Genomic DNA, 19,013 nt, shown 5'->3' with positions numbered 1-19,013 from the left:
CGTTACATGTAACGGGGCGTTCCCAGCGCGACCACGCTGGCGCGGCGACGTCGCCGAGGCCAAACCGGGCCCCGTACAGGTGTTGGCCGATCAGAGAAAGTGAACCGGAGGCGATCATGGCCCAGTCCGCCGCCGAACGCGTGCGCAAGCGCCGCGCCGCCCTGCGCGCCCAGGGCCTGCGACCGGTCCAGATCTGGGTACCCGACACCCGCCACCCCGGCTTCGCCGAGGAAATCCGACGGCAGTGTCTGGCCTTGGCCGAAGCCGACCGGGCGGATCCGGACTTGCTGGACGCGCTGGACGCCGGCTTGCAGGATCTTGACGACGAGTCCGAGGCGTGAGGCGCGGAGACCTTGTCACCGTCGCCGTTCCCGGTGATTTCGGCAAACCGCGCCCCGCCCTCGTAATTCAGGCCGACGGATATCCCGCGACCGCCACCGTCACGGTGCTGCTGCTGTCGGGGACACGGATCGACGCCCCCATGATTCGGCTGGATGTCGACCCGGGGCCGGACAACGGGCTGCGCAAACCGTCGCAGGTGATGGTGGACAAGGCCATGACCGTCCGGCGGGAAAGAATGAGCGACCCGTTCGGCCGCCTCGACGAGGACACCCTGCTCGCCGTCACCCGATCACTGGCCCTGTTCCTGGGGATCGCCTGAGGCGGAGAGGGCCGGAGGTGTCGGTCACCCGCCCGGCCCACAGCGTTGCCTACTCCCCACCGCCCAGCGAGTGGACGTACACGGCGAGCTGCTTGATTTCCTCGTCCGACAGGCGGTTCTCCCACGGCGGCATGACGCCGTGCGTCGGCTTGAAGACCTGCGAGGCGATGTCCTCCTGGGTGCCGCCGTACAGGAAAATGCGGTTGTTCAAGGGCGGGCCGCCCAGCATCTGGTTGCCTTCGCCGTCGGCGGTGCCGGGGACGGCGCTATGGCAGGCGGAGCACTGCTGCACGAAGATGTCGTACCCCTCGCCCTCCTCCGGCGCCTCGCCATTGGACAGCGCGAAGACGAACGAGGCCACGGCCTCGATCTGCTCCGGCGTCAGCAGTTCCCATTCCCCGAACGCGGTCATCTCGCTGAAGCGGGTCTCGTCGTTGTCCTGATCGCGGATGCCGTAGCGGATGGTGGTCAGAATGGCGTCGGGCGTTCCGCCCCACAGCCACTCGTCGTCGGCCAGGGTGGGATAGCCGCGGGCGCCGGCGCCGCCGGTCTGGTGGCAGGGCGCGCAGTTCTCCTTGAACAGGACCTCGCCGCCGCGCATGGCATAGCGGCGCAGGGTGTCGTCCTCCAGCACCTCGGACACGTCCTTGGCCGCGATCTGGGTGAGCCATTCGGAGCGGGCCTCGCGCGCCGCGTCCAGGTCGGCGGCCAGATCGGAGCGAGCATTCCAGCCGGCAACGCCGCCGAAGAACCCGGCCATGGCCGGCCAGGACGGATAGACCACCGAATAGACCACCGACCAGGCGATGCAGACATAGAAGACCCACACCCACCACTTGGGCAGCGGGGTGTTCAGTTCCTTGATGCCGTCCCACTCGTGCCCGGTGGTATAGCGGCCGGTGATCTCGTCGCGTTCAGGATGATCGGCCATCGTTTCTCTCCTCGCCCGCCTCGTCGTCCCTGAACGGGATCATGGCGTCGTCCCGGAACCGGTCCTTGTTGCCGGGCTTGTAGGCCCACCAGACGACGCCCAGGAACAGCACCATCAGCCACAGCCCCCAGAACTGCCGCAGGAAATCCGAGAGCGCGTCCAGGGCTTCCATCTCATGCCTCTCTTCGGCCGAGGGCCGCGCTCAGCGGATCCACTCGGCCTTGCGGGTGTCGTCAACGGCGGTGAAGTCCACCATGGTGCCCAGCACCTGAAGGTAGGCGACCATGGCGTCCATCTCGGTGATGACGTCGGGATTGCCGTCCAGGTCGCCCAGGGCCATGGTCGTCGCCTCGTCCTCGGCGCGATCATCGCCATAAGCGAAGTCGGAGTAGCGGGCCACCAGGGCCGACGTGTCGGCGTCCGGCGTGGCCTGGGCCTCCAGGTCGGCGACCGCGTTCTCGATGGCGCCATCGACGGGCGTGTACATCTCGCCGCGTCCGACCACGTCCAGCGTCTTCATGTGCGCGGCGATGGTGTCGTAGTCCAGCGGTCGCGCCGCCAGATGCGCATATCCCGGCATGATGGATTCCGGCACCACCGACCGCGGGTCGATCAGGTGGCGGACGTGCCATTCGTTGGAGTACTTGCCGCCCACTCGGGCCAGATCGGGGCCGGTGCGCTTCGAGCCCCACTGGAACGGATGGTCGAACTTGCTCTCGGCGGCCAGGGAGTAGTGCCCGTAGCGCTCGATCTCGTCGCGGAACGGGCGGATCATCTGGCTGTGGCAGTTGTAACAGCCCTCGCGGACGTAGATGTCGCGGCCGGCCAGTTCCAGCGGCGTGTACGGGCGCACTCCGCGCACATTCTCGATCGTCGAGCCGATGGAGAACAGGGGCACGATCTCCACCAGCCCGCCGACGGCCACCGTGATGAAAATGCCCAGGATCAACAGGAAGACGTTGGTCTCCAGGAACTTGTGCTGCTTGATGAGGCTCACGGTCCGCCCCCCTATCGCTGGGCGCCGACGGCGGCGCCGGCCGGCACGCTGTCCCGCGCGCCCTCGGCCACGTCGCCCTTGATGGTGCGGTACAGGTTGTAGGCCATGATGACGGCCCCGGCGATGAACAGCAGGCCACCGGTGGCGCGGATGATGTAATACGGCTTCATGGCCTCCACCGACTCGATAAACGAGTACTGGAGGAACCCGAGCTCGTCATAGGCGCGCCACATCAGGCCCTGCATGATGCCCGACACCCACATGGCGGTGATGTACAGCACGATGCCCAGGGTCGCGATCCAGAAGTGCAGCGACACCAGCTTCAGCGAGTACAGCGAGCGCCGCTTCCACAGCGCCGGCACCATGAAGTAGATGGCGCCGAAGGAGATGAAGGCCACCCAGCCCAGCGCGCCGGAATGGACGTGACCCACCGTCCAGTCGGTGTAGTGCGACAGCGAGTTGACGGCCTTCAGCGACATCATCGGCCCCTCGAAGGTGCTCATGCCGTAGAACCCGACGGAGACCACCAGGAAGCGCAGAACGGGGTCGGTGCGCAGCTTGTCCCAGGCACCGGACAGCGTCATCAGGCCGTTGATCATGCCGCCCCACGACGGCATCCACAGCATGACCGAGAACACCATGCCCAGCGTCTGCGCCCAGTCGGGCAGCGCGGTGTAGTGCAGGTGGTGCGGCCCGGCCCAGATGTAGAGGAAGATCAGTGCCCAGAAGTGCACGATCGACAGCCGGTAGGAATAGACCGGTCGATTGGCCTGCTTGGGCACGAAGTAGTACATGATGGCCAGGAAGCCGGCGGTCAGGAAGAAACCGACGGCGTTGTGTCCGTACCACCACTGGGTCATGGCGTCCTGCACGCCGGAGAACAGGCTGTAGGACTTCCACCACGTATCGCCGCCCAGCAGCGCCACCGGCACCGCCATGTTGTTGCCCAGGTGGAGCAGAGCGATGGTGACGATAAACGCCAGATAGAACCAGTTGGCGACGTAGATATGGGGCTCGCGCCGCTTCAGGATGGTGCCGACGAAGGCCGCCAGATACAGAACCCAGACCACCGTCAGGTACAGGTCGGTGTACCATTCCGGCTCGGCGTACTCGCGGCCCTGGGTGATGCCCAACACGTAGCCCACGGCGGCCAGGACGATGAAGATCTGATAGCCCCAGAACAGGATGTGGCCCATGGCGTCGCCGCCGTACAGCCGCGCCCGGCACGTTCGCTGCACCACGTACAGCGATGTGCCCAATAGCACGTTGCCGCCGAAGGCGAAGATCACCGCCGAGGTGTGCAACGGCCGCAGCCGGCCGAACGAGGTCCACTCCAGATCGAGGTTCAGGGCCGGTATAGCCAGTTGCCAGGCGATGAAGTCGCCGGCCACGAAGCCGATGATGCCCCAGAACACCGCGGCCAGCACGAACAGCTTGACCGGCCCCTCCACATAGGCCGTGCCGTCCGCGCGCGCGCCGTGCGCCATGGTTGCCTGCGTCAAAGCTGCCTCCCGTTCCACCTGGTCCCGGCGGTGTCGCCGGTGCATGGCATGTCCGCGCGGCGCCGTCGTGATCTGAACGGGCGGAGCCTGTGGGCCCGTCGTTGGCAGCGGGGGCGATCCGCGCCCGGTTCCCGAGAGCCCTCCGACCGGACCCTGTGCCTGGAACCGAACTCCTATCACACGGACCCCCGTGACCGGCCCGTTCGGGATCAAAACTATCGTCATCCGGCCCGCGCTGGCCATTGATCTGAATCAAAACGGCGACGAATTCGGGGCTTTTCGGGATCGGAGTTGCATTTTTGGGCTAGCGCTCCCTTTCGCGGGCATTGCCTCGTGGAGTCGCGAGCGACCGGGCACGTCTGTCGGCCGTGGCGTCAGGAACCGCTCAGACCCCCACACATTCGCGGCACTTCGTTAACAGCCGGCGCGATTCCTGGTATTTTTTCGGGGATTTTGTGCCTCGGCTCTGGGCTGACGGCGCGTGACGGACGAGGGGGTGCGTGATGACCAAGACCGCAGCCGAGATGTCAAATGTCCTTATAAAATACACGCATCATGTGACATCCGAAGTGAGACTCAGGAGGTCCATGTCTTTTGCGAAAGGGAGCGCGCCGGTTACGAGACTGACGTTCTACTATGTCATTGGAGACACATCAAAAACGAACGCGTGCTTTATATTTGCTCACGGAACAGGAAAAAGCGACTATTACTTCCGGGATAACAAATCATTCAGAGTCCCGAACGGAATGAGCGTCAATTTTTTTCAAAAGGCTGGGTATGGCCTGACATATCGTATGAGTCACCTGCTCCAGAATGGAGCGCCCTGGTCACAGGGCAGCCACGAGGAAAGATACTACGGCGCGGGATCGGACTGTCCCAACTACATCCTGTCCAAGGCTGCCGGCCGACATTCCGGCATGGACTCGCAGACCATCACGACGGCGATGACGGATTACGAGGGGCTTCAAAAGATCGCGGCGAACCTTGGAATCGTCATGGTGACCGTCCGCAATCGCTTTTTTCACTCGGGCGTCACTCTTGAAAACACGATCAAGGTCGTGAACACGAAATTCAAGAACATGCGGTATTTCTATTGCATTTGCTGCCGCGTGAACGATCAATCCGAGGACATGGGCAATCCTCTCTGGGACGCGGTTGACGGAAAAGTGACTTAGCCGCGTCATAACGCAGGTTTTCCTTCACGGCAAACGCGGTGCCGGCCCTATTGTCCCGCCCGGTTCGCCCAAGGCGGACTCGCCTGGGGTGGCCGGGGTAAACGTCGGGCGGCGGGGATCGCGGGATGGAACCGCTCTCATCCGCAGGGGCGTCAGGATGCCTCCTGTCGGCGCGCGCGTGCGCTCTGCATCCACCAGATCAGACCGAGCAGCCCCAGCGCCGGAATGAAGAACAGCTGATCCGGCGGGCGGTTCTCGTTGGGCACCATGACCTGGGTGATCTCCCAATCGAAATCGAAGCCCAGCCGCTCGGCGGCGCTGGCGAAGACGATGTTGTCCACCAGCATGCGGCCGTCCTCGTCGCGCAATTCCAGGCCGGCGTTGAGCAGGCGCTCTTCGCCCGTTCCGGGCGCGCCCAGCGGCAGCATCACCGCCTTGCTGACCTCGTCGCCCTCCAGGGTCATGCCCTCCACGCGAACCCGCAGGCGGCCGTTGGGGGGCATCTGTTCGGCCATGGCCTCGATTTTGGTGGCGTCCATGACGCTCAGTTCCGGCTCGACCATATCCATCCAGAACCCGGGCCGGAACAGGGTGAAGGCCACCAGCAGCAGGCCGATGGTCTCGTACCAGCGCGAGCGCGCGACGAAATAGCCCTGCGTCGCGGCGGCAAAGGTCAGCATGGCCACCAGGGCGAAGGCGAACACGAACGCCGCGTGCGCCCACGACTCCACGCCGATCAGCAGCAGTTCGGTGTTGAAGATGAACAGGAACGGCAGAATCGCCGTGCGGATGTCATAGATGAAGCCCTGGATGCCGGTCTTGATCGGGTCGGCGCCCGAGATGGCGGAGGCGGCGAACGCGGCCAGTCCCACCGGCGGGGTATCGTCGGCCAGGATGCCGAAGTAGAACACGAACATGTGGGCGGCGATCAGGGGCACGATCAGACCGTTCTCGGCCCCCAGGGTGACGATGACCGGGGCCATCAGGGTGGAGACGACGATGTAGTTCGCCGTCGTCGGCAAGCCCATGCCCAGGAGAAGACTGGTCACGGCGGTCAGCAGCAGCATGATCATCAGCGAGCCGCCGGACAGGTACTCGATGAACTCGGTCAGCACCTGCCCGATGCCGGTCAGGGTAACGGTCCCGACGATGATGCCGGCCGCCGCGGTGGCCACCCCGATGCCGATCATGTTGCGGCTGCCCATGATCATGCCATTGTAGACGTCGGCGAACCCCTGACGCGCGCCGGCCGCGATCCGCTCCGGCCCTTGGCCCCGGAAGAAGGCGGCCAGCGGGCGTTGCGTGGCGGCGTTGAAGATCATCATCACGGCCGCCCAGAAGGCCGACAGGCCCGGCGACAGACGCTCGATCATCAGGCACCAGACCAGCACCACCACGGGCAGCAGGAAGTGCAAACCAGAGCGCACGGTCTCGCGGGGTTCCGGCAGTTCGTCGATGTCGGCGGTCTCCGGCAGCGGCGGAACCGTGGTGATGAACCGCACCAGGGCCACATGAGCGATCAGCAGTGCGGCCGCCGCGATCCAGGGCGTGGCGTCGCCGGCCACCGGCTTCAGCCAGCCGAAGCCGAAATAGACCGCCGCCGCCAGGCCGGCGAACACCAGGAACCCGCCCAGGAAGCCGACGGCGGCCTGATGCCAGGGGCGCACATGGGCCCGTGGCAGGCCTTTCATGCCGGCCTTGCAGGCCTCGAGATGCACGATGTAGACGAGCGCGATGTAGCTGATGAGCGCCGGAACGATGGCGTGCTTCATCACCTCGATGTAGCTGATGCCCACATATTCGACCATCAGGAAGGCCGCCGCGCCCATGATCGGCGGGGTCAACTGTCCGTTGGTGGAGGAGGCGACCTCGACCGCGCCGGCTTTCGTGGCGGGGAAGCCGACTTTCTTCATCAAGGGAATGGTGAAGGTGCCCGTGGTGACCACGTTGGCGATGGACGAGCCGGAAATCAGCCCGGTCATGGCCGACGAGACCACGGCCGCCTTGGCGGGGCCGCCGCGCAGGTGGCCCATGAAGGCGAAGGCGACGCGGATGAAATACATGCCGGCCCCGGCGCGTTCCAGGAACGAGCCGAACAGCACGAACAGGAATACCATGGTGGTGGACACGCCCAGGGCGACACCGAACACGCCCTCCGTCGTGATCCAGTAGTGCGACATCGCCTTTTCGATGGACGCGCCCTTGTGCGCGATCACATCGGGCATGTACGGGCCGCCGAAGGTGTAGCCCAGGAACACCAGCGCCACGATCAGCAGCGGTGGACCGAGCGCTCGTCGCGTGGCCTCCAGCAGCAGCAGCAGCCCGACGACGCCGACGCCGATGTCCATCGTGGTGGGCGCGCCCGGCCGGTCGGCCAGGGCATCGTTGAACAGCACCAGATAGGCCGCGCAGAAGGCGCCGACGAAGGCGAAGATCCAATCGGTGATCGGGATGTGGTGGCGCGGCGACCACTTGAACGCCGGATAGGCGGTATAGGCCAGGAACAGCGCGAAGGCGAGGTGGATGGAGCGCGCCTCCGTGCCGTTGAAGATACCGAATCCGAGCACGAACGGCAGCGGCGAGGCGAACCAGAGCTGGAACAGTGCCCACGCCAGACAGACGGCGATGATAACGCGGCCGGCGAAGCCGTCCGGCTTACGGGCCCCGGATTCGACCTGGGCGACGATGTCCTCGGCGGCTCCGGCTTTGGCGGGGCCGTCCCCCCGGTTGCTGTGATCCTGACTCATGGGCTGTCTGGTCTCCCGGATGGGGCGCGCTACACCGGCATCGCCGTTCCTTGTCGAAAGGCGCGGATCCTGATCGATCCAAGGGGGAATACAACAGCAGTTCTCATTCTGGGTCTATCCCGGTCACGCGGCGTTCCGTGGGTGTCTGGCAGATGCCCCAGGGCGCAAACCAAACTCCCTCCCCTGGACAGGGGAGGGCTGGGGTGGGGTTGATATGGACCGCGCACAGGGTTGGCGCGGAAAGCGGCCCCGACGCGCAAACCAACTCGCCCCCCTCCCAACCTCCCCCCGTCGGGGGGAGGAGTCCAAGCAGCGCTGTCCGGTCCATTGTCGTCCAGCCATCATGAGAAATGCTGGGAATACATGAGGGGTCCGCGCGGAGCGGGCTCCGAGCGCCCACCCCGCGAGGTTTCACCGACGGCGCGGTCCTACTCGATCAGGCCGACCTCACGGTAGTACTTCTCGGCGCCCGGATGCAGCGGCGCGGACAGCGACGCGGTGGCCATCTCTTCCTTGGTCAGGACGGAGAACGCCGGATGCAGTTTCTTGAAGTCCTCGAAGTTCTCGAACACCGCCTTGACCAGTTCGTAGACGACGTCTTCCGACACGGCGGTGGACGTCACGATCGTGGCGCGCACGCCGAACGTGGTGGTGTCCTCGTCGGTCCCCCGGTACATCCCGCCCGGAATCGTCGCATAGGAGTAGTAGGGATTCTCGCTGACCAGCTTGTCGGTGGCCTCGTTGTGCACGTTCACCAAGTTGGCGTCGCAGGCCGTCGTGGCTTCCTGGATGGAGCCGTTCGGATGGCCGACGGTGTAGACGAAGGCGTCGATGTTGTTGTCGCACAGCGCCTGGGACTGCTCGGCGGCCTTCAACTCGGTGGCCAGGGAGAAGTTGTCGAACGACCAGCCCATCTCGTTCAGCAGCACCTCGATGGTGCCGCGCTGGCCGGAGCCGGGGTTGCCGACGTTCATGCGCTTGCCTTCAAGCTCGTCGAAGTCGCGGACGTTGGCATCGGCGCGGGCAACCACGGTGAACGGCTCGGGGTGCACGGAGAACACGGCCCGCAGGTCCTCGAACGGCCCGGCCTCCTCGAACTTCGAGGTCCCGTTGTAGGAGTGGTACTGCCAGTCGGACTGCACCACGCCGAAATCAAGCTCGCCGGCGCGGATGGTGTTGAGGTTGTAGACCGAGCCGCCGGTGCTCTCGACCGAGCAGCGGATGCCATGCTCCGAGCGGTTCTTGTTCACCAGACGGCAGATGGCGCCGCCGGTGGGGTAGTACACACCCGTGACACCGCCGGTGCCGATGGTGATGAACTGCTGATCGGCGGCGGACGCGGGGCCGGCGGTCATCAGACCGGCGGCGAACAGGGCGCCGACGGATGCGGCGGTCAGACTCTTCATGGCTTGAACCTCCAGGTTCCAATTGTCTCATTGCCCGAAGACGGCGGTCGGCAGACCCGATCACCGCTCCGGATGGCGCGCCGGTCCGGACGGATCGGCACGTTTCACACAGAACCGACGCCGTGGCGCGGCTCCGATCAGGAACGGGGCCTTGGCCCCGGTGCCTTTCCGACCAAAGGCACAGTCAGGCGCTCAGTGTTTCGTGCCCGGATGCAATTGGCAAGAGCGGGAAACACCATGCGGTCTCGGGATATGCTCCTGATAGGGGTCAGGGCCGTGCGGCGGCCGGCGTGGACTCCAGGGCGGCGGCCAGCGCCTGCCCCAGTTTTTCAACGATTTCGGACACATGCTCGGGGCCGATGATGAACGGCGGCGCCAGCATGACGTGATCGCCGCGCCGGCCGTCAATCGTGCCGCCCATGGGGTAGCACATCAGGCCCCGCGCCATGGCTTCCCGCTTGACTCGGGCATTGAGGCGCACGGCCGCGTCGAACGGGGCCTTTGTGGCGCGGTCGGCGACCAGTTCCAGGCCCAGCAGCAGGCCGCGTCCGCGAATGTCGCCCACATGCGGATGCTGCCCGAAGGCGGCCTCCAGCGCCGCGCGCAGGGCCGATCCCTGGACCCCGACGTTATCCAACAGACCGTCATCGTGCAGGCGACGCTGCACGGCCAGCGCGGCGGCGCAGGCGGTCGCGTGCCCCATGTAGGTATGACCGTGCTGGAAAAAACCGCTGCCGCCGGCGATGGCGTCGTGAATCCGGGCCGAGCACAGCATGGCCCCGATGGGCTGATAGCCCGCACCCAGGCCCTTGGCCGACAGGAGAATATCGGGCGACACGCCGTCCTCGGCGCAGGCGAACAGGTGGCCCGTGCGCCCCATGCCGCACATCACCTCGTCCAGGATCAGAAGCACGCCGTGGCGGTCGCAGATATCCCGGATTCGCGTCAGGTATCCGGGCACCGCCGGCACCGCGCCGGCGGTGGCGCCGACCACCGGCTCGGCGATGAAGGCGGCGACGGTCTCCGACCCGAGATCGAGAATCGCGGCCTCAAGCTCGTCGGCGGCGCGCCGGCCGTAAGCCTCCTCGCTCTCGCCCTCGGCGCGGTCACGATAGGCGTAACAGGGCGCGATATGGGTGGCCGGCATCAGCATCGGCTCGAACGGCTCCCGCCGCCACTGGTTGCCGCCGACCGAGAGCGCGCCCAATGTGTTGCCGTGGTAGCTCTGCCGCCGCGCGATGACGCGGTGGCGGGTCGGCTGGCCGATCTCCAGAAAGTACTGGCGCGCCAGCTTCAGGGCCGCCTCGGCCGCCTCCGACCCGCCGGAGACGAAATAGACCTTGTCCAGCCGGTTGTCGGGGATCTCCGCCTCGGCCCGGGCGATCAGGTGATTCGCCAGATTCTCGGCCGCGCGGGTGGTGAAGAAGGCCGAGTGGGCATAGGCCAGCGACTCGGCCTGCTCCCGGATGGCCTCGCGCACGGTGGCGTCACTGTGCCCCAGGCAGCATACCGCCGCGCCACCGCAGGCATCCAGATAACGCCGCCCCTGGTCGTCGATCAGCCAGGGGCCGTCGCCCGCCACGGCCACCGGATAGGCCGCGTTGGACTGGCGGTGAAAGACATGGCTCATGCGTGCCTCCTGCGCCGCTTGGGTTCCTGCCAATAGGCGGCGCAAGCATCGAGTTCGTGCTCGGTGCGGGTGATGGAGTCCAGCGCCGCGTCGCCGCCATCGACCACCAGCAGGGCCAGCAGGGCCTGGATCTGGGTCAGGGCCGGCACCAGCGACTGGAAATAGCTGGGCGAGGCGGTCTCGACGATCAGGGTCTCCCGCGCCTCCTCGGCCAGCGGCGAGACTAGGCTGTCGGTCACGGCGACGATCCGCGCCCCCTTGTCTCGGGCGAAGCGGGTCGCGCGCACGGTGTCGTCCGTATACGGGCGGAACCCGATGGCCAGAACGACGTCATGCTCGTCGGCGCGCATCAGGGTGTCCAGCACCGTGCCGGCGTGGCCGTCCACCAGCACCGCGTTCCCGGCCACGAACGAATACGCATAGCGGAAGAAGTAGGCCAGCGCGAAGCACGACCGCATGCCGACAACATACAGGGTTCCGGCCGAGCGGATCAGGTCGCGCGCGCGTTCCAGGGCGGCGGCGTTGGGGCCGCCCAGAGCTTCGTGCAGGGCCACGGTGTCGGCCTGGGCAAGCTCCTCAAGCAGCGGCGCGCACGACCCCCGGGTCGCCGGCGCGCGCGCCTGGAGCGTGCGGGCGCGGGCCACGAACGCGCCCTCGCCACCACGCAGCCACTGCCGATAGGGCTCGCGGAACGACTCGTAGCCGTCGAACTCCAGCGCCCGCGCCAGCCGCACCATGGTCGAGGGCTTAACGCCCGCGTGTTCGGCCAGCCGGCGCATGGAGGTCAGCGCCACATCCTCCGGGTGGGCCAGAACGTAGCGGGCCGCCTGCCGAAGCTGCGGGCTCAGGGACCGGTGCGCCTCCTTGATGCGGGCATGGATGTCCGCCAAAGGGCCGCTTTCCGGCAGATCGGGCATGCCGTCCGCAGGCGGACGCGGTGCGGTCTCGCCCGGTTCGGTGGGTTTGGTCATCGGGATGATATCCCCCATCCGCTTTTCGACGCCCCGCGAGGGCGCCCGGCCCCGAACTCTACGAAGGGGATCCGACTCTGCCAACACAAATGTTTCATTGATGCGGATCGGTCAATCGACCGTTTCTCCGCCGTCGGGTCCGCGGCATCGGCGCGGCGCGGCACCCGATGCTTTCCTTGGGCGCCGGGTGCCCTTAGGATGGCGCTGGATTTTCAGGAGGGGCTCTATCCATGGATCTCAAGGACCACATCCGTTCAATTCCCGATTTCCCCAAGCCGGGCATCCTGTTCTATGACATCTCGACCCTGCTGGCGCATGCCGACGCGTGGCAGGTGACCATGGGGCGGATGGCCAAGGCGGCCCGCGCCCATCAGCCGGACGTGATCGCCGGCATCGAATCCCGTGGGTTTCTGGTGGCCGCGCCGCTGGCGCTGAAGCTGGGCTGCGGCTTCATCATGGTGCGCAAAAAGGGCAAGCTGCCGGGCGCGACGATCAAGCACACCTACGATCTGGAGTACGGATCGGACACGGTTGAGATCCAGGAGGGCGCGGTCGAGCCGGGGCAGCGCGTGATCCTGGTGGACGACCTGCTGGCCACCGGCGGGACCTTTGCCGCCTCCATCGAACTGTTGCGCAAGGTCGGCGCCGAGGTGTGCGCGGCCGCCTGCCTGATCGAACTGGCGTTCCTGAAGGGCCGCGAGCGCGTCGACGTACCCTTGCACTCCCTCGTCAGCTACGACGAGTAGCCCCAAGGCGGAACGCGGCGCGTGTCACGGCCCGTGGATCGTCTCGCCACGCGCCCGCTCCACGGCATCGGCCGTGGACGGCGCGTAGGTGACGAGCGGTTTGCGCACCCCGTGCGTCAACAGGTCCCTCCGCACGCCCGGTGAGGCCCCGGCGATATAGACCGAGACACCGTGCCGGTGTGCCTTGCGCGCCAGCCCGTGCAGCATGTTGGCCGCCGATGAATCGATGAACGGCACGTTGGCGAAGTCCAGCACCAGGGCCTTGTGCGCGGCGGCGATGCGGTCCAGCACGGCGCCGACTGTCGAGGCGGCGCCAAAGAAAAACGCGCCGCTGATGCGGTAGACCACGACGCTCGGGTCGGTCGCCTCCTCCGGATGATACGGCGTGCGGTCGGCCGGCGACCCATCCGGCCGGTCCTCGCCCACGAGCGGGACGTGGGCCTCGATCGAGACGGCCCGCGACATGCGGTGGATGAACAACAGCGCGCCCAGAGCGAAGCCGACGATGATGGCCTCGGTCAGGTCACGGAACACGGTCAGCAGGAACGTGACCAGCAGCACCGCCGCGTCGCCCCGGCTGGCCCGCAGCAGGGTCACGAAGGCGTCCCGCTCCACCATGTTCCAGGCGATGATGGTCAGCAGCCCGGCCAGCGCGGCCAGAGGAATGTAAGCCGCCAGCGGAGCGGCGATCAGCACGAAGGCCAGCAGGAACAGCGCGTGCAGCATGCCAGCGACGGGACCGTGCGCGCCGGCGCGGATGTTGGTCGCGGTGCGCGCGATGGCGCCGGTCACCACCATGCCGCCGAACAGGGCGGCGCCGATGTTGGCCGTGCCCTGCGCCAGCAGTTCGCAGTTGGAGCGGTGCCGGCGCCCGGTCATGCCGTCGGCCACCACCGCCGACAGCAGCGATTCGATGGACCCCAGCAGGGCGAAGGCCACCGCGTTGGGCAGCACGGCCTCGATATGCGCCCAGTCCAGCGGCGGCAACGACGGCATGGGCAGGCGTTGCGGGATGCCGCCGAAGTGGCTGCCGATGGTCGCCACCGGCAGGCCGGCCAGGGCGGTCACGGCGGCGGCGCCGGTCACGGCGATCAGCAGGCTCGGCCACGCCGGGCGCCAGCGCTTCAGCGCCAGGATGGCGGCGATGGTGCCCAGGGCCACCGCCACGGCGGACGGGGTCACGGTGGGCAGGCTGTGCCACAGCACCGGCACCTTCTCGAACAGCGGCCCGGGTTGCGGCGCGTGCAGGCTGAGACCCAGCAGGTCCTTGATCTGGCTGGCGAAAATGATAACCGCGATGCCGGCCGTAAAGCCGACCGTCACCGGGTACGGGATGAACTGCACGTAGCCGCCCAGCCGGAACGCGCCCATCACCAGCAGGATGACTCCGGCCAACAGGGTGGCCAGCAGCATGCCGTCCACGCCGTGCTGTTGCACCGTGCTGGCGACCAGAACGATGAAGGCGCCCGCCGGGCCGCCGATCTGGAACCGGCTGCCCCCGATCATGGAGACGATGAAACCGCCGACGATGGCGGCGTACAGGCCCCGGTCGGGCGAGACGCCGGAGGCGATGGCGATGGCCATGGAGAGCGGCAGGGCGACCACGGCCACGGTCAGCCCGGCAATTGCGTCGGCGCGCAGTTCACGGGCGCCGTAGCCCTCTCGCAGGACCGTGACCAGCTTGGGCGTGAAGAGAACGCCAAGACTGCGGTCGGGTCTGGTCGATGGCGGTGTCTGTGTCGTCAATGACAAATCGATTCCAGATGAGGCCCCCACGACGGATTGCCTGAAGGCCAGTGGTATACCAGTGTTGCCGGTCAGACGACGCATCGCACGCGCTGCCGGCAAGCCAATCCGTCATTGCGAACCCTCGTCGCAAGACGAGGGTGAAGCAATCCAGGGCGGAGTGCGCACGTATTCGCCCTGGATTGCTTCGTCGCGACGCTCCTCGCAATGACGATGGGAAAACACCTTGTGTGAAACAGATAGCCGACGGGGGAAGGAGTCAGAGCGGCACGTTTTCATACAGTGTCGGCCACCCGCAACGGGAACCGCGGCTCCGTCTTTACGGCGCATCCACCTCCGCCGCGAACGTGTTCATGCTGCTCAGGTAGGTGTTGATGAGGATGCGCAGCGCCTCGCGACCGATGCCGCCGGTGGCGTTGATGTCGAGTTCGAAAACCGGATCGTTGTCGTCATCCAGGAACGCGCGGCCCCAACGCAGTTCCTTGTTGAACTGATTGATCACCCCCAGGCCGACATTGCTGCGCGAGCGGTAGTAGCTGTACATGCGGATGTCCTCGCACCCGGTCGGGCCGCAGTCATAGAAGAACACGGCCATGCGCTCGCCGACCAGGGACGCCGTGCCGTCCGCCAGGATCAGCGGATCGCCGACGTCGTCCGTCGTCACCTCGTACCGGATGCCGGCATCGTTGAGGATGGCGGTCACATCGGGGACGGCGATCTTTGTCATCATCTGGCCGGACGATCCCGCACCGGTGGTGGCCTTTCCGGTCGTTCCCTGTGCCAGGGCCGGAGACGCCGCGCCGCCGAGGGTCACGGCCAGGACAAGGGTGGCCGCGACGGCGACCGGACGAAGGGATTGGCGCATCGAGAAACCTCCTGGTCTAGCTTATGGGTCATGGCGAAGCGGCGCCCAGCACGCGGCGGCTCGGCCATGCCCATGTTAGCCGACACACTGCCCGCGCGGCCAGCCTGCATTCCGCCGTGACGCCGTGAACCGGTCACGATGCCAGCCGGGCCGCGCCGCCGCGCCTGGGATCGCCGACAGCCTCGAACGTGCCGTCGGCATAACGCGCCGTGATATGAACACCGCCGAAAAACATGGAGCGGTCGGGCCAGAGCCGGTGATTCGGAAAGGCGGCGGTCAGCTTAGCCACGGTCGGTTCATCCCAACCGGCCTCGATCTCCAGGTGGCCACGCTCCACATGCAGGCGCGGCGCGGCCACGGCGGCGTCCGGCGTGCGGCCGTCCGCGATCAGGCCGGTCAGCACCTGCAACAGCGCGGTGCGGATGCGGTTGGAGCCGCCGGAGCCCAGCGCCATCACCGTCCCGTCCGGCCCCTCCGCCAGGGTCGGCGCCATCATCGAGGACACCCGCGTATCCGGCTGCCATTGGAAGAAGCCTGCCGGGTTCAGGTCCTCCTCGCCGAGCATGTTGTTGAGCATGAAGCCCATCCCCGGGACCATGTGGCCGCACCCCTCACCATTGGAGACGGTGCAGGCGGCCGCGTTGCCCAACCCGTCCAGGATCGAGACATGGGTCGTTCCACCGGCCTTGCGGGCGCGGCCGTCCAGCGCGGCGCGCCATCGCGCCAGCGCGCCGTCCTCCAGCAAACGGGCCGCCCGGGCGTCGTCCACCCCCAAGGCCAGCCCCGCATCGTCGCGGGCCTCGGCGGTCAGGTGCATGATGGCCGCCATGCGCACCGGATCGGGGGGCGCCTCGCGCGCATCGGCCAGCGCCAGCCCGAAGGACATCAGCGCGCCACCGGAGGACGGCGGCGGGTTGGTCAGAATCCGCGTGCCCCGAAAGCGACGCTCCAGCGGTCGGTGCCGCAACACCCTGTAGGCCCGGATGTCCTCCAAAGTCAGCAGGCCCCCGTCCGCGCACAGGTCGGCCGTGGCCTGCCCCGCCGGGCCGTCCCGGAACAGCCGCTCGCCCTCGCGGCCGAGGGCTTCCAGGGTGTCGGCCAGGGCCGGCATGGGCAAAGGCGTGCCCGCCGCGATGGAGCGCGACGGGTCCCCGGGCGCGGCGAAGACCGCCCGTGCGTCGTCGGTATGCAGCAGGATGGGCGCGATCACGCCGACGATGTGGGCCTGCAACGGCGCCACCGGCGGGCCGGCGCGGGCGAGGCGGATTGCCGGCTCCAGAAGGCGGGGCAGGGGCAACCGGCAGAACTCGCGCTGGATGGCGCACAGGCCCGGGATCATACCCGGCACCGCGACGGCGGCGCGGCCGACGTGAAACTCTTGGGTGGCGGCGCCGAAATCGGCGTTCACCGGCAGGAAATCGAGCGCCCGATGATCATCGGGCGCCGCGCGGCCGGGGGTCTGGGCGAAAAAATCCAGCACCACCGGATCACCGCCCGCCGGATGGGCCAGCAGGAATCCGCCGCCGCCGGGCGAACTCAGCGCCGGTTCGACCACGAACGAGGCGGCCAGGGCCGCCACCATGGCGTCGAAGGCGGTGCCGCCGTCCTCCAGAATCTCGGCCGCCGCCGCCGCCGTCTCGTCATGGCCCGCCGCCACCGCGCCCCTGCGCCCGGTGGCGCGGGGTATTCCCACCGTCATGATCCGCGCCGCTCCCCTGCCGTCGCCGAACGGTCACCATCGCCCGGGCGGTGGCGCCATGGCAAGGGCGAGTCGGCTCGCACGCGCTCCGCGCGCCCCGGATAGACACACATCAATGCACGGTCGGCGGATTTCGGAGAAGATCGCGCATTCCCGACCGAAAGGGTCACCCAAGGACACGAACACGGAGACCGGCCATGCCTGTCATGGACACCAAGGAGCGCTTCGGCGCCGTTTCCATCTTCAATCACTGGACGCTTGTGGCGCTGGTGCTTGGCCTTCTGGTCACCGGGCTGGTGATCGCCGAGTTGCTGCCGGAGTCCGCCCGGGGCTACCTGATCCCGCTGCACAAGCAGGTGGGCATCGTGGCCGCCGTGGCCGTCCTCTGGATGGGGCTGTGGCGCATCGGCCAGAAGTCCCGCCCCGGTCCCGTCGCCGGCACCACGCCGCCGGAGGCCTTGGCGCGGTCCGGCATGCACGTCGCGCTGCTGGTCGCAACCGCGTTGCTGGCGCTGTCCGGGGTGATGATGTCCATCCTCAGCGGCCATGACGTCAGCGTGCTGGGCCTGTTCACCATTCCGGCCATCAGCGGCGCCGAAGCCCAGGCCGCGGTCCCGCACTTGGTCCACAAGTATGTTGGCTGGGCGATGGTGGTGGCCGTCATTCTGCACGCCGCCGTCGGCGTCAAGCATCATGTGCTGAACAAGGACGAGACCCTGACCCGCATGCTGGGCCGCAACGCCTGACCGTGTGACCCGGAAACCGCGTGGGTCCGTCCCCGGCGCACCGGGTGCGATCCGTAGGTTGGGGTGAGGCGCTGCGCGCCGCCCCCCAACTTCGCGGTCGATGTTGGGGGGCGCTGAGTTCACCCCAACCTACACGTTTTGCGAACGGATCATCCATCCCGGTCGCAGGCGGGGCCTATTCGCTCCGCGCCGCCTCGATCAGGTCGGTCAGCCGCTCCCGCGACAGCGCGCCGGGCACGAGTTCAGGGCCGATCACGAAGGCCGGCGTGCCCGAAATGCCAAGTGCCTGCGCCAGCGAGATATTCCGGCTGAACGTCTCGTCGAGGTCCGGATCGGCCATGTCCATGCGCAGGGCGTCCACGTCGAGCCCCGCCTCGGCCGCCACCTGCATGACGGCGGCCTCGGAGACGCCGCCCTTCAAGGACATCAGGGCCTTGTGAAACTCCGGATACAGGCCCTGCTCGCGCGAGGCGACGGCGGCGCGGGCGGCCAGCACCGACTCCGGCCCCAGAATCGGCAACTCCCGAATCACAAGACGCACGTTGCCGTCGGACTCGATAACGCTGAGCAGTTCCGGAAACACCCGCTTGCAGTATCCGCACTGATAGTCGGAAAACTCGACGATGGTCACGTCGCCGTCCGGATTGCCGAGCACATCGTCGGCATCGGCCTCGATCAGCGTGTCATGGTGCTCGGCGATGGCCGCGCGGGACCGGGCGGCCTGCTCGGCGGCCTGACGCTCCTGATACACTTCCAGCGCCTCGGCGATGATTTCGGGATTGTCCAGCAGGGTGTCCCGGACAAGGGCGCGCACGGCGGCCTTCTGGTCCTCGCTCAGGGCTTCGGCGGCCAGGGCGGTGGACGGGGACGACCCCCAGACGAGCGGAACGAGAAGGCTGGCCGTAACGGCGCCGGCCAGGATCGGACGCATCCTCATGAGATCGGTTCTCCTTGCGGCGGCCCGGGAATGCCGGGCGTGGGGTCGGGTTGCTCAGGGTGAGGGATACCGGGAACAGCGCCGGAGCGCCACAGGGAACCGACGCGCAGACCGCCGTGGGTGGGGCGTCCCATGTCATCCCATGCGGGGGCCGGCCAACCCCAAAAAGAACATAAGACGAACATTGGTCATGCCGGAGTCGTTGCAATAGAGCGATTCCCGCCAAAATACCAATGTGTTGCCGCAAGTCTTTC

17 protein-coding genes are annotated in these 19,013 nt (G+C 67.2%); 5 read left to right on the top strand and 12 right to left on the bottom strand.

The window, feature by feature from the left end; genetic code table 11:
• The first annotated feature begins 116 nt into the window (after positions 1 to 116).
• Both BLS85_RS04335 and BLS85_RS04330 read left to right on the top strand, forming a co-directional pair.
• Positions 117 to 341, top strand: coding sequence for an antitoxin MazE family protein (locus BLS85_RS04335; protein WP_092782670.1), 225 nt, complete (start codon positions 117 to 119; stop codon positions 339 to 341).
• The gene (locus BLS85_RS04330) at positions 338 to 661 is read left to right on the top strand and encodes a type II toxin-antitoxin system PemK/MazF family toxin (protein WP_092782667.1); all 324 of its coding nucleotides are present in this window, start codon (positions 338 to 340) and stop codon (positions 659 to 661) included. Before BLS85_RS04335 ends, BLS85_RS04330 begins: the two co-directional genes overlap by 4 nt.
• A gap of 49 nt (positions 662 to 710) precedes the next feature.
• On the opposite strand, the gene ccoP is transcribed toward BLS85_RS04330, so the two are convergent.
• From ccoP to ccoN, 4 genes are read right to left on the bottom strand one after another with little or no spacing between them, the layout of a single operon-like run.
• Positions 711 to 1,592 (bottom strand): cytochrome-c oxidase, cbb3-type subunit III, encoded by an 882-nt coding sequence (ccoP, locus tag BLS85_RS04325; protein ID WP_092782664.1) that lies wholly within the window; start codon positions 1,590 to 1,592, stop codon positions 711 to 713.
• The gene (locus BLS85_RS04320; RefSeq protein ID WP_092782661.1) at positions 1,576 to 1,764 is read right to left on the bottom strand and encodes a cbb3-type cytochrome oxidase subunit 3; all 189 of its coding nucleotides are present in this window, start codon (positions 1,762 to 1,764) and stop codon (positions 1,576 to 1,578) included. The genes ccoP and BLS85_RS04320 overlap by 17 nt, the downstream gene beginning before the upstream one ends.
• Before the next feature lie 30 nt (positions 1,765 to 1,794).
• Positions 1,795 to 2,589 (bottom strand): cytochrome-c oxidase, cbb3-type subunit II, encoded by a 795-nt coding sequence (gene ccoO / locus BLS85_RS04315; protein WP_092782658.1) that lies wholly within the window; start codon positions 2,587 to 2,589, stop codon positions 1,795 to 1,797.
• Between the two features lie 11 nt (positions 2,590 to 2,600).
• Positions 2,601 to 4,091, bottom strand: a complete 1,491-nt coding sequence (gene ccoN, locus BLS85_RS04310) for a cytochrome-c oxidase, cbb3-type subunit I (protein ID WP_092782655.1) — start codon at positions 4,089 to 4,091, stop codon at positions 2,601 to 2,603.
• 503 nt (positions 4,092 to 4,594) lie between these two features.
• On the opposite strand from ccoN, the gene BLS85_RS18620 reads away from it, so the two are divergent.
• Positions 4,595 to 5,266, top strand: coding sequence for a putative adhesin (locus BLS85_RS18620; protein ID WP_143027087.1), 672 nt, complete (start codon positions 4,595 to 4,597; stop codon positions 5,264 to 5,266).
• A 152-nt stretch (positions 5,267 to 5,418) separates the two neighbouring features.
• On the opposite strand, the gene BLS85_RS04300 is transcribed toward BLS85_RS18620, so the two are convergent.
• The 4 genes from BLS85_RS04300 to BLS85_RS04285 all read right to left on the bottom strand — a co-directional run bounded on the left by BLS85_RS04300 (position 5,419) and on the right by BLS85_RS04285 (position 12,020).
• The gene (locus tag BLS85_RS04300) at positions 5,419 to 8,013 is read right to left on the bottom strand and encodes a TRAP transporter permease (protein WP_092782649.1); all 2,595 of its coding nucleotides are present in this window, start codon (positions 8,011 to 8,013) and stop codon (positions 5,419 to 5,421) included.
• 428 nt (positions 8,014 to 8,441) lie between these two features.
• A complete protein-coding gene (locus tag BLS85_RS04295) occupies positions 8,442 to 9,419 on the bottom strand; it encodes a TAXI family TRAP transporter solute-binding subunit (protein ID WP_092782646.1) in 978 nt (325 codons plus the stop codon).
• 268 nt (positions 9,420 to 9,687) lie between these two features.
• Positions 9,688 to 11,049 carry an aspartate aminotransferase family protein gene (locus tag BLS85_RS04290; protein ID WP_092782644.1) on the bottom strand — a complete coding sequence of 454 codons (1,362 nt, stop codon included), beginning with the start codon at positions 11,047 to 11,049 and terminating at the stop codon, positions 9,688 to 9,690.
• Positions 11,046 to 12,020 carry a MurR/RpiR family transcriptional regulator gene (locus tag BLS85_RS04285; RefSeq protein ID WP_176793363.1) on the bottom strand — a complete coding sequence of 325 codons (975 nt, stop codon included), beginning with the start codon at positions 12,018 to 12,020 and terminating at the stop codon, positions 11,046 to 11,048. Before BLS85_RS04285 ends, BLS85_RS04290 begins: the two co-directional genes overlap by 4 nt.
• 230 nt (positions 12,021 to 12,250) lie before the next feature.
• On the opposite strand from BLS85_RS04285, the gene BLS85_RS04280 reads away from it, so the two are divergent.
• Positions 12,251 to 12,766, top strand: coding sequence for an adenine phosphoribosyltransferase (locus tag BLS85_RS04280; RefSeq protein ID WP_092782638.1), 516 nt, complete (start codon positions 12,251 to 12,253; stop codon positions 12,764 to 12,766).
• 24 nt (positions 12,767 to 12,790) lie between these two features.
• Here the strand turns inward: BLS85_RS04280 and BLS85_RS04275 are convergent, their stop codons facing one another.
• From BLS85_RS04275 to BLS85_RS04265, 3 genes are all read right to left on the bottom strand, one after another.
• Complete coding sequence (locus BLS85_RS04275) at positions 12,791 to 14,512, bottom strand: SulP family inorganic anion transporter (RefSeq protein WP_245699069.1); 1,722 nt, start codon at positions 14,510 to 14,512, stop codon at positions 12,791 to 12,793.
• A 319-nt stretch (positions 14,513 to 14,831) separates the two neighbouring features.
• Positions 14,832 to 15,377 carry a YbjN domain-containing protein gene (locus tag BLS85_RS04270; RefSeq protein WP_092782632.1) on the bottom strand — a complete coding sequence of 182 codons (546 nt, stop codon included), beginning with the start codon at positions 15,375 to 15,377 and terminating at the stop codon, positions 14,832 to 14,834.
• Positions 15,378 to 15,510: 133 nt separating this feature from the next.
• Positions 15,511 to 17,076: a gamma-glutamyltransferase family protein gene (locus BLS85_RS04265; protein ID WP_092782629.1), complete on the bottom strand. Its 1,566-nt coding sequence runs from the start codon at positions 17,074 to 17,076 to the stop codon at positions 15,511 to 15,513.
• Positions 17,077 to 17,273: 197 nt separating this feature from the next.
• Between BLS85_RS04265 and BLS85_RS04260 the strand changes: the two genes are divergently transcribed.
• The gene (locus BLS85_RS04260) at positions 17,274 to 17,822 is read left to right on the top strand and encodes a cytochrome b (RefSeq protein WP_092782626.1); all 549 of its coding nucleotides are present in this window, start codon (positions 17,274 to 17,276) and stop codon (positions 17,820 to 17,822) included.
• Positions 17,823 to 17,997: 175 nt separating this feature from the next.
• On the opposite strand, the gene BLS85_RS04255 is transcribed toward BLS85_RS04260, so the two are convergent.
• Positions 17,998 to 18,759 (bottom strand): DsbA family protein, encoded by a 762-nt coding sequence (locus tag BLS85_RS04255; RefSeq protein WP_218128289.1) that lies wholly within the window; start codon positions 18,757 to 18,759, stop codon positions 17,998 to 18,000.
• Between the last annotated feature and the right edge of the window lie 254 nt (positions 18,760 to 19,013).

Source organism: Rhodospira trueperi (assembly GCF_900101965.1).
In the GTDB taxonomy this organism is placed as follows: domain Bacteria; phylum Pseudomonadota; class Alphaproteobacteria; order Rhodospirillales; family Rhodospirillaceae; genus Rhodospira; species Rhodospira trueperi.
This window is presented reverse-complemented; position numbering and strand designations above follow the sequence as displayed.

What these genes read in the sequence shown, in the direction of transcription:
- BLS85_RS04335 (WP_092782670.1), top strand. Translation starts at nt 117, where the DNA reads ATGGCCCAGTCCGCCGCCGAACGCGTGCGCAAGCGCCGCGCCGCCCTG.
- ccoP (WP_092782664.1), bottom strand. Translation starts at nt 1,592, where the DNA reads ATGGCCGATCATCCTGAACGCGACGAGATCACCGGCCGCTATACCACC.
- BLS85_RS04320 (WP_092782661.1), bottom strand. Translation starts at nt 1,764, where the DNA reads ATGGAAGCCCTGGACGCGCTCTCGGATTTCCTGCGGCAGTTCTGGGGG.
- BLS85_RS18620 (WP_143027087.1), top strand. Translation starts at nt 4,595, where the DNA reads ATGACCAAGACCGCAGCCGAGATGTCAAATGTCCTTATAAAATACACG.
- BLS85_RS04300 (WP_092782649.1), bottom strand. Translation starts at nt 8,013, where the DNA reads ATGAGTCAGGATCACAGCAACCGGGGGGACGGCCCCGCCAAAGCCGGA.
- BLS85_RS04295 (WP_092782646.1), bottom strand. Translation starts at nt 9,419, where the DNA reads ATGAAGAGTCTGACCGCCGCATCCGTCGGCGCCCTGTTCGCCGCCGGT.
- BLS85_RS04290 (WP_092782644.1), bottom strand. Translation starts at nt 11,049, where the DNA reads ATGAGCCATGTCTTTCACCGCCAGTCCAACGCGGCCTATCCGGTGGCC.
- BLS85_RS04285 (WP_176793363.1), bottom strand. Translation starts at nt 12,020, where the DNA reads ATGACCAAACCCACCGAACCGGGCGAGACCGCACCGCGTCCGCCTGCG.
- BLS85_RS04280 (WP_092782638.1), top strand. Translation starts at nt 12,251, where the DNA reads ATGGATCTCAAGGACCACATCCGTTCAATTCCCGATTTCCCCAAGCCG.
- BLS85_RS04270 (WP_092782632.1), bottom strand. Translation starts at nt 15,377, where the DNA reads ATGCGCCAATCCCTTCGTCCGGTCGCCGTCGCGGCCACCCTTGTCCTG.
- BLS85_RS04265 (WP_092782629.1), bottom strand. Translation starts at nt 17,076, where the DNA reads ATGACGGTGGGAATACCCCGCGCCACCGGGCGCAGGGGCGCGGTGGCG.
- BLS85_RS04260 (WP_092782626.1), top strand. Translation starts at nt 17,274, where the DNA reads ATGCCTGTCATGGACACCAAGGAGCGCTTCGGCGCCGTTTCCATCTTC.
- BLS85_RS04255 (WP_218128289.1), bottom strand. Translation starts at nt 18,759, where the DNA reads ATGAGGATGCGTCCGATCCTGGCCGGCGCCGTTACGGCCAGCCTTCTC.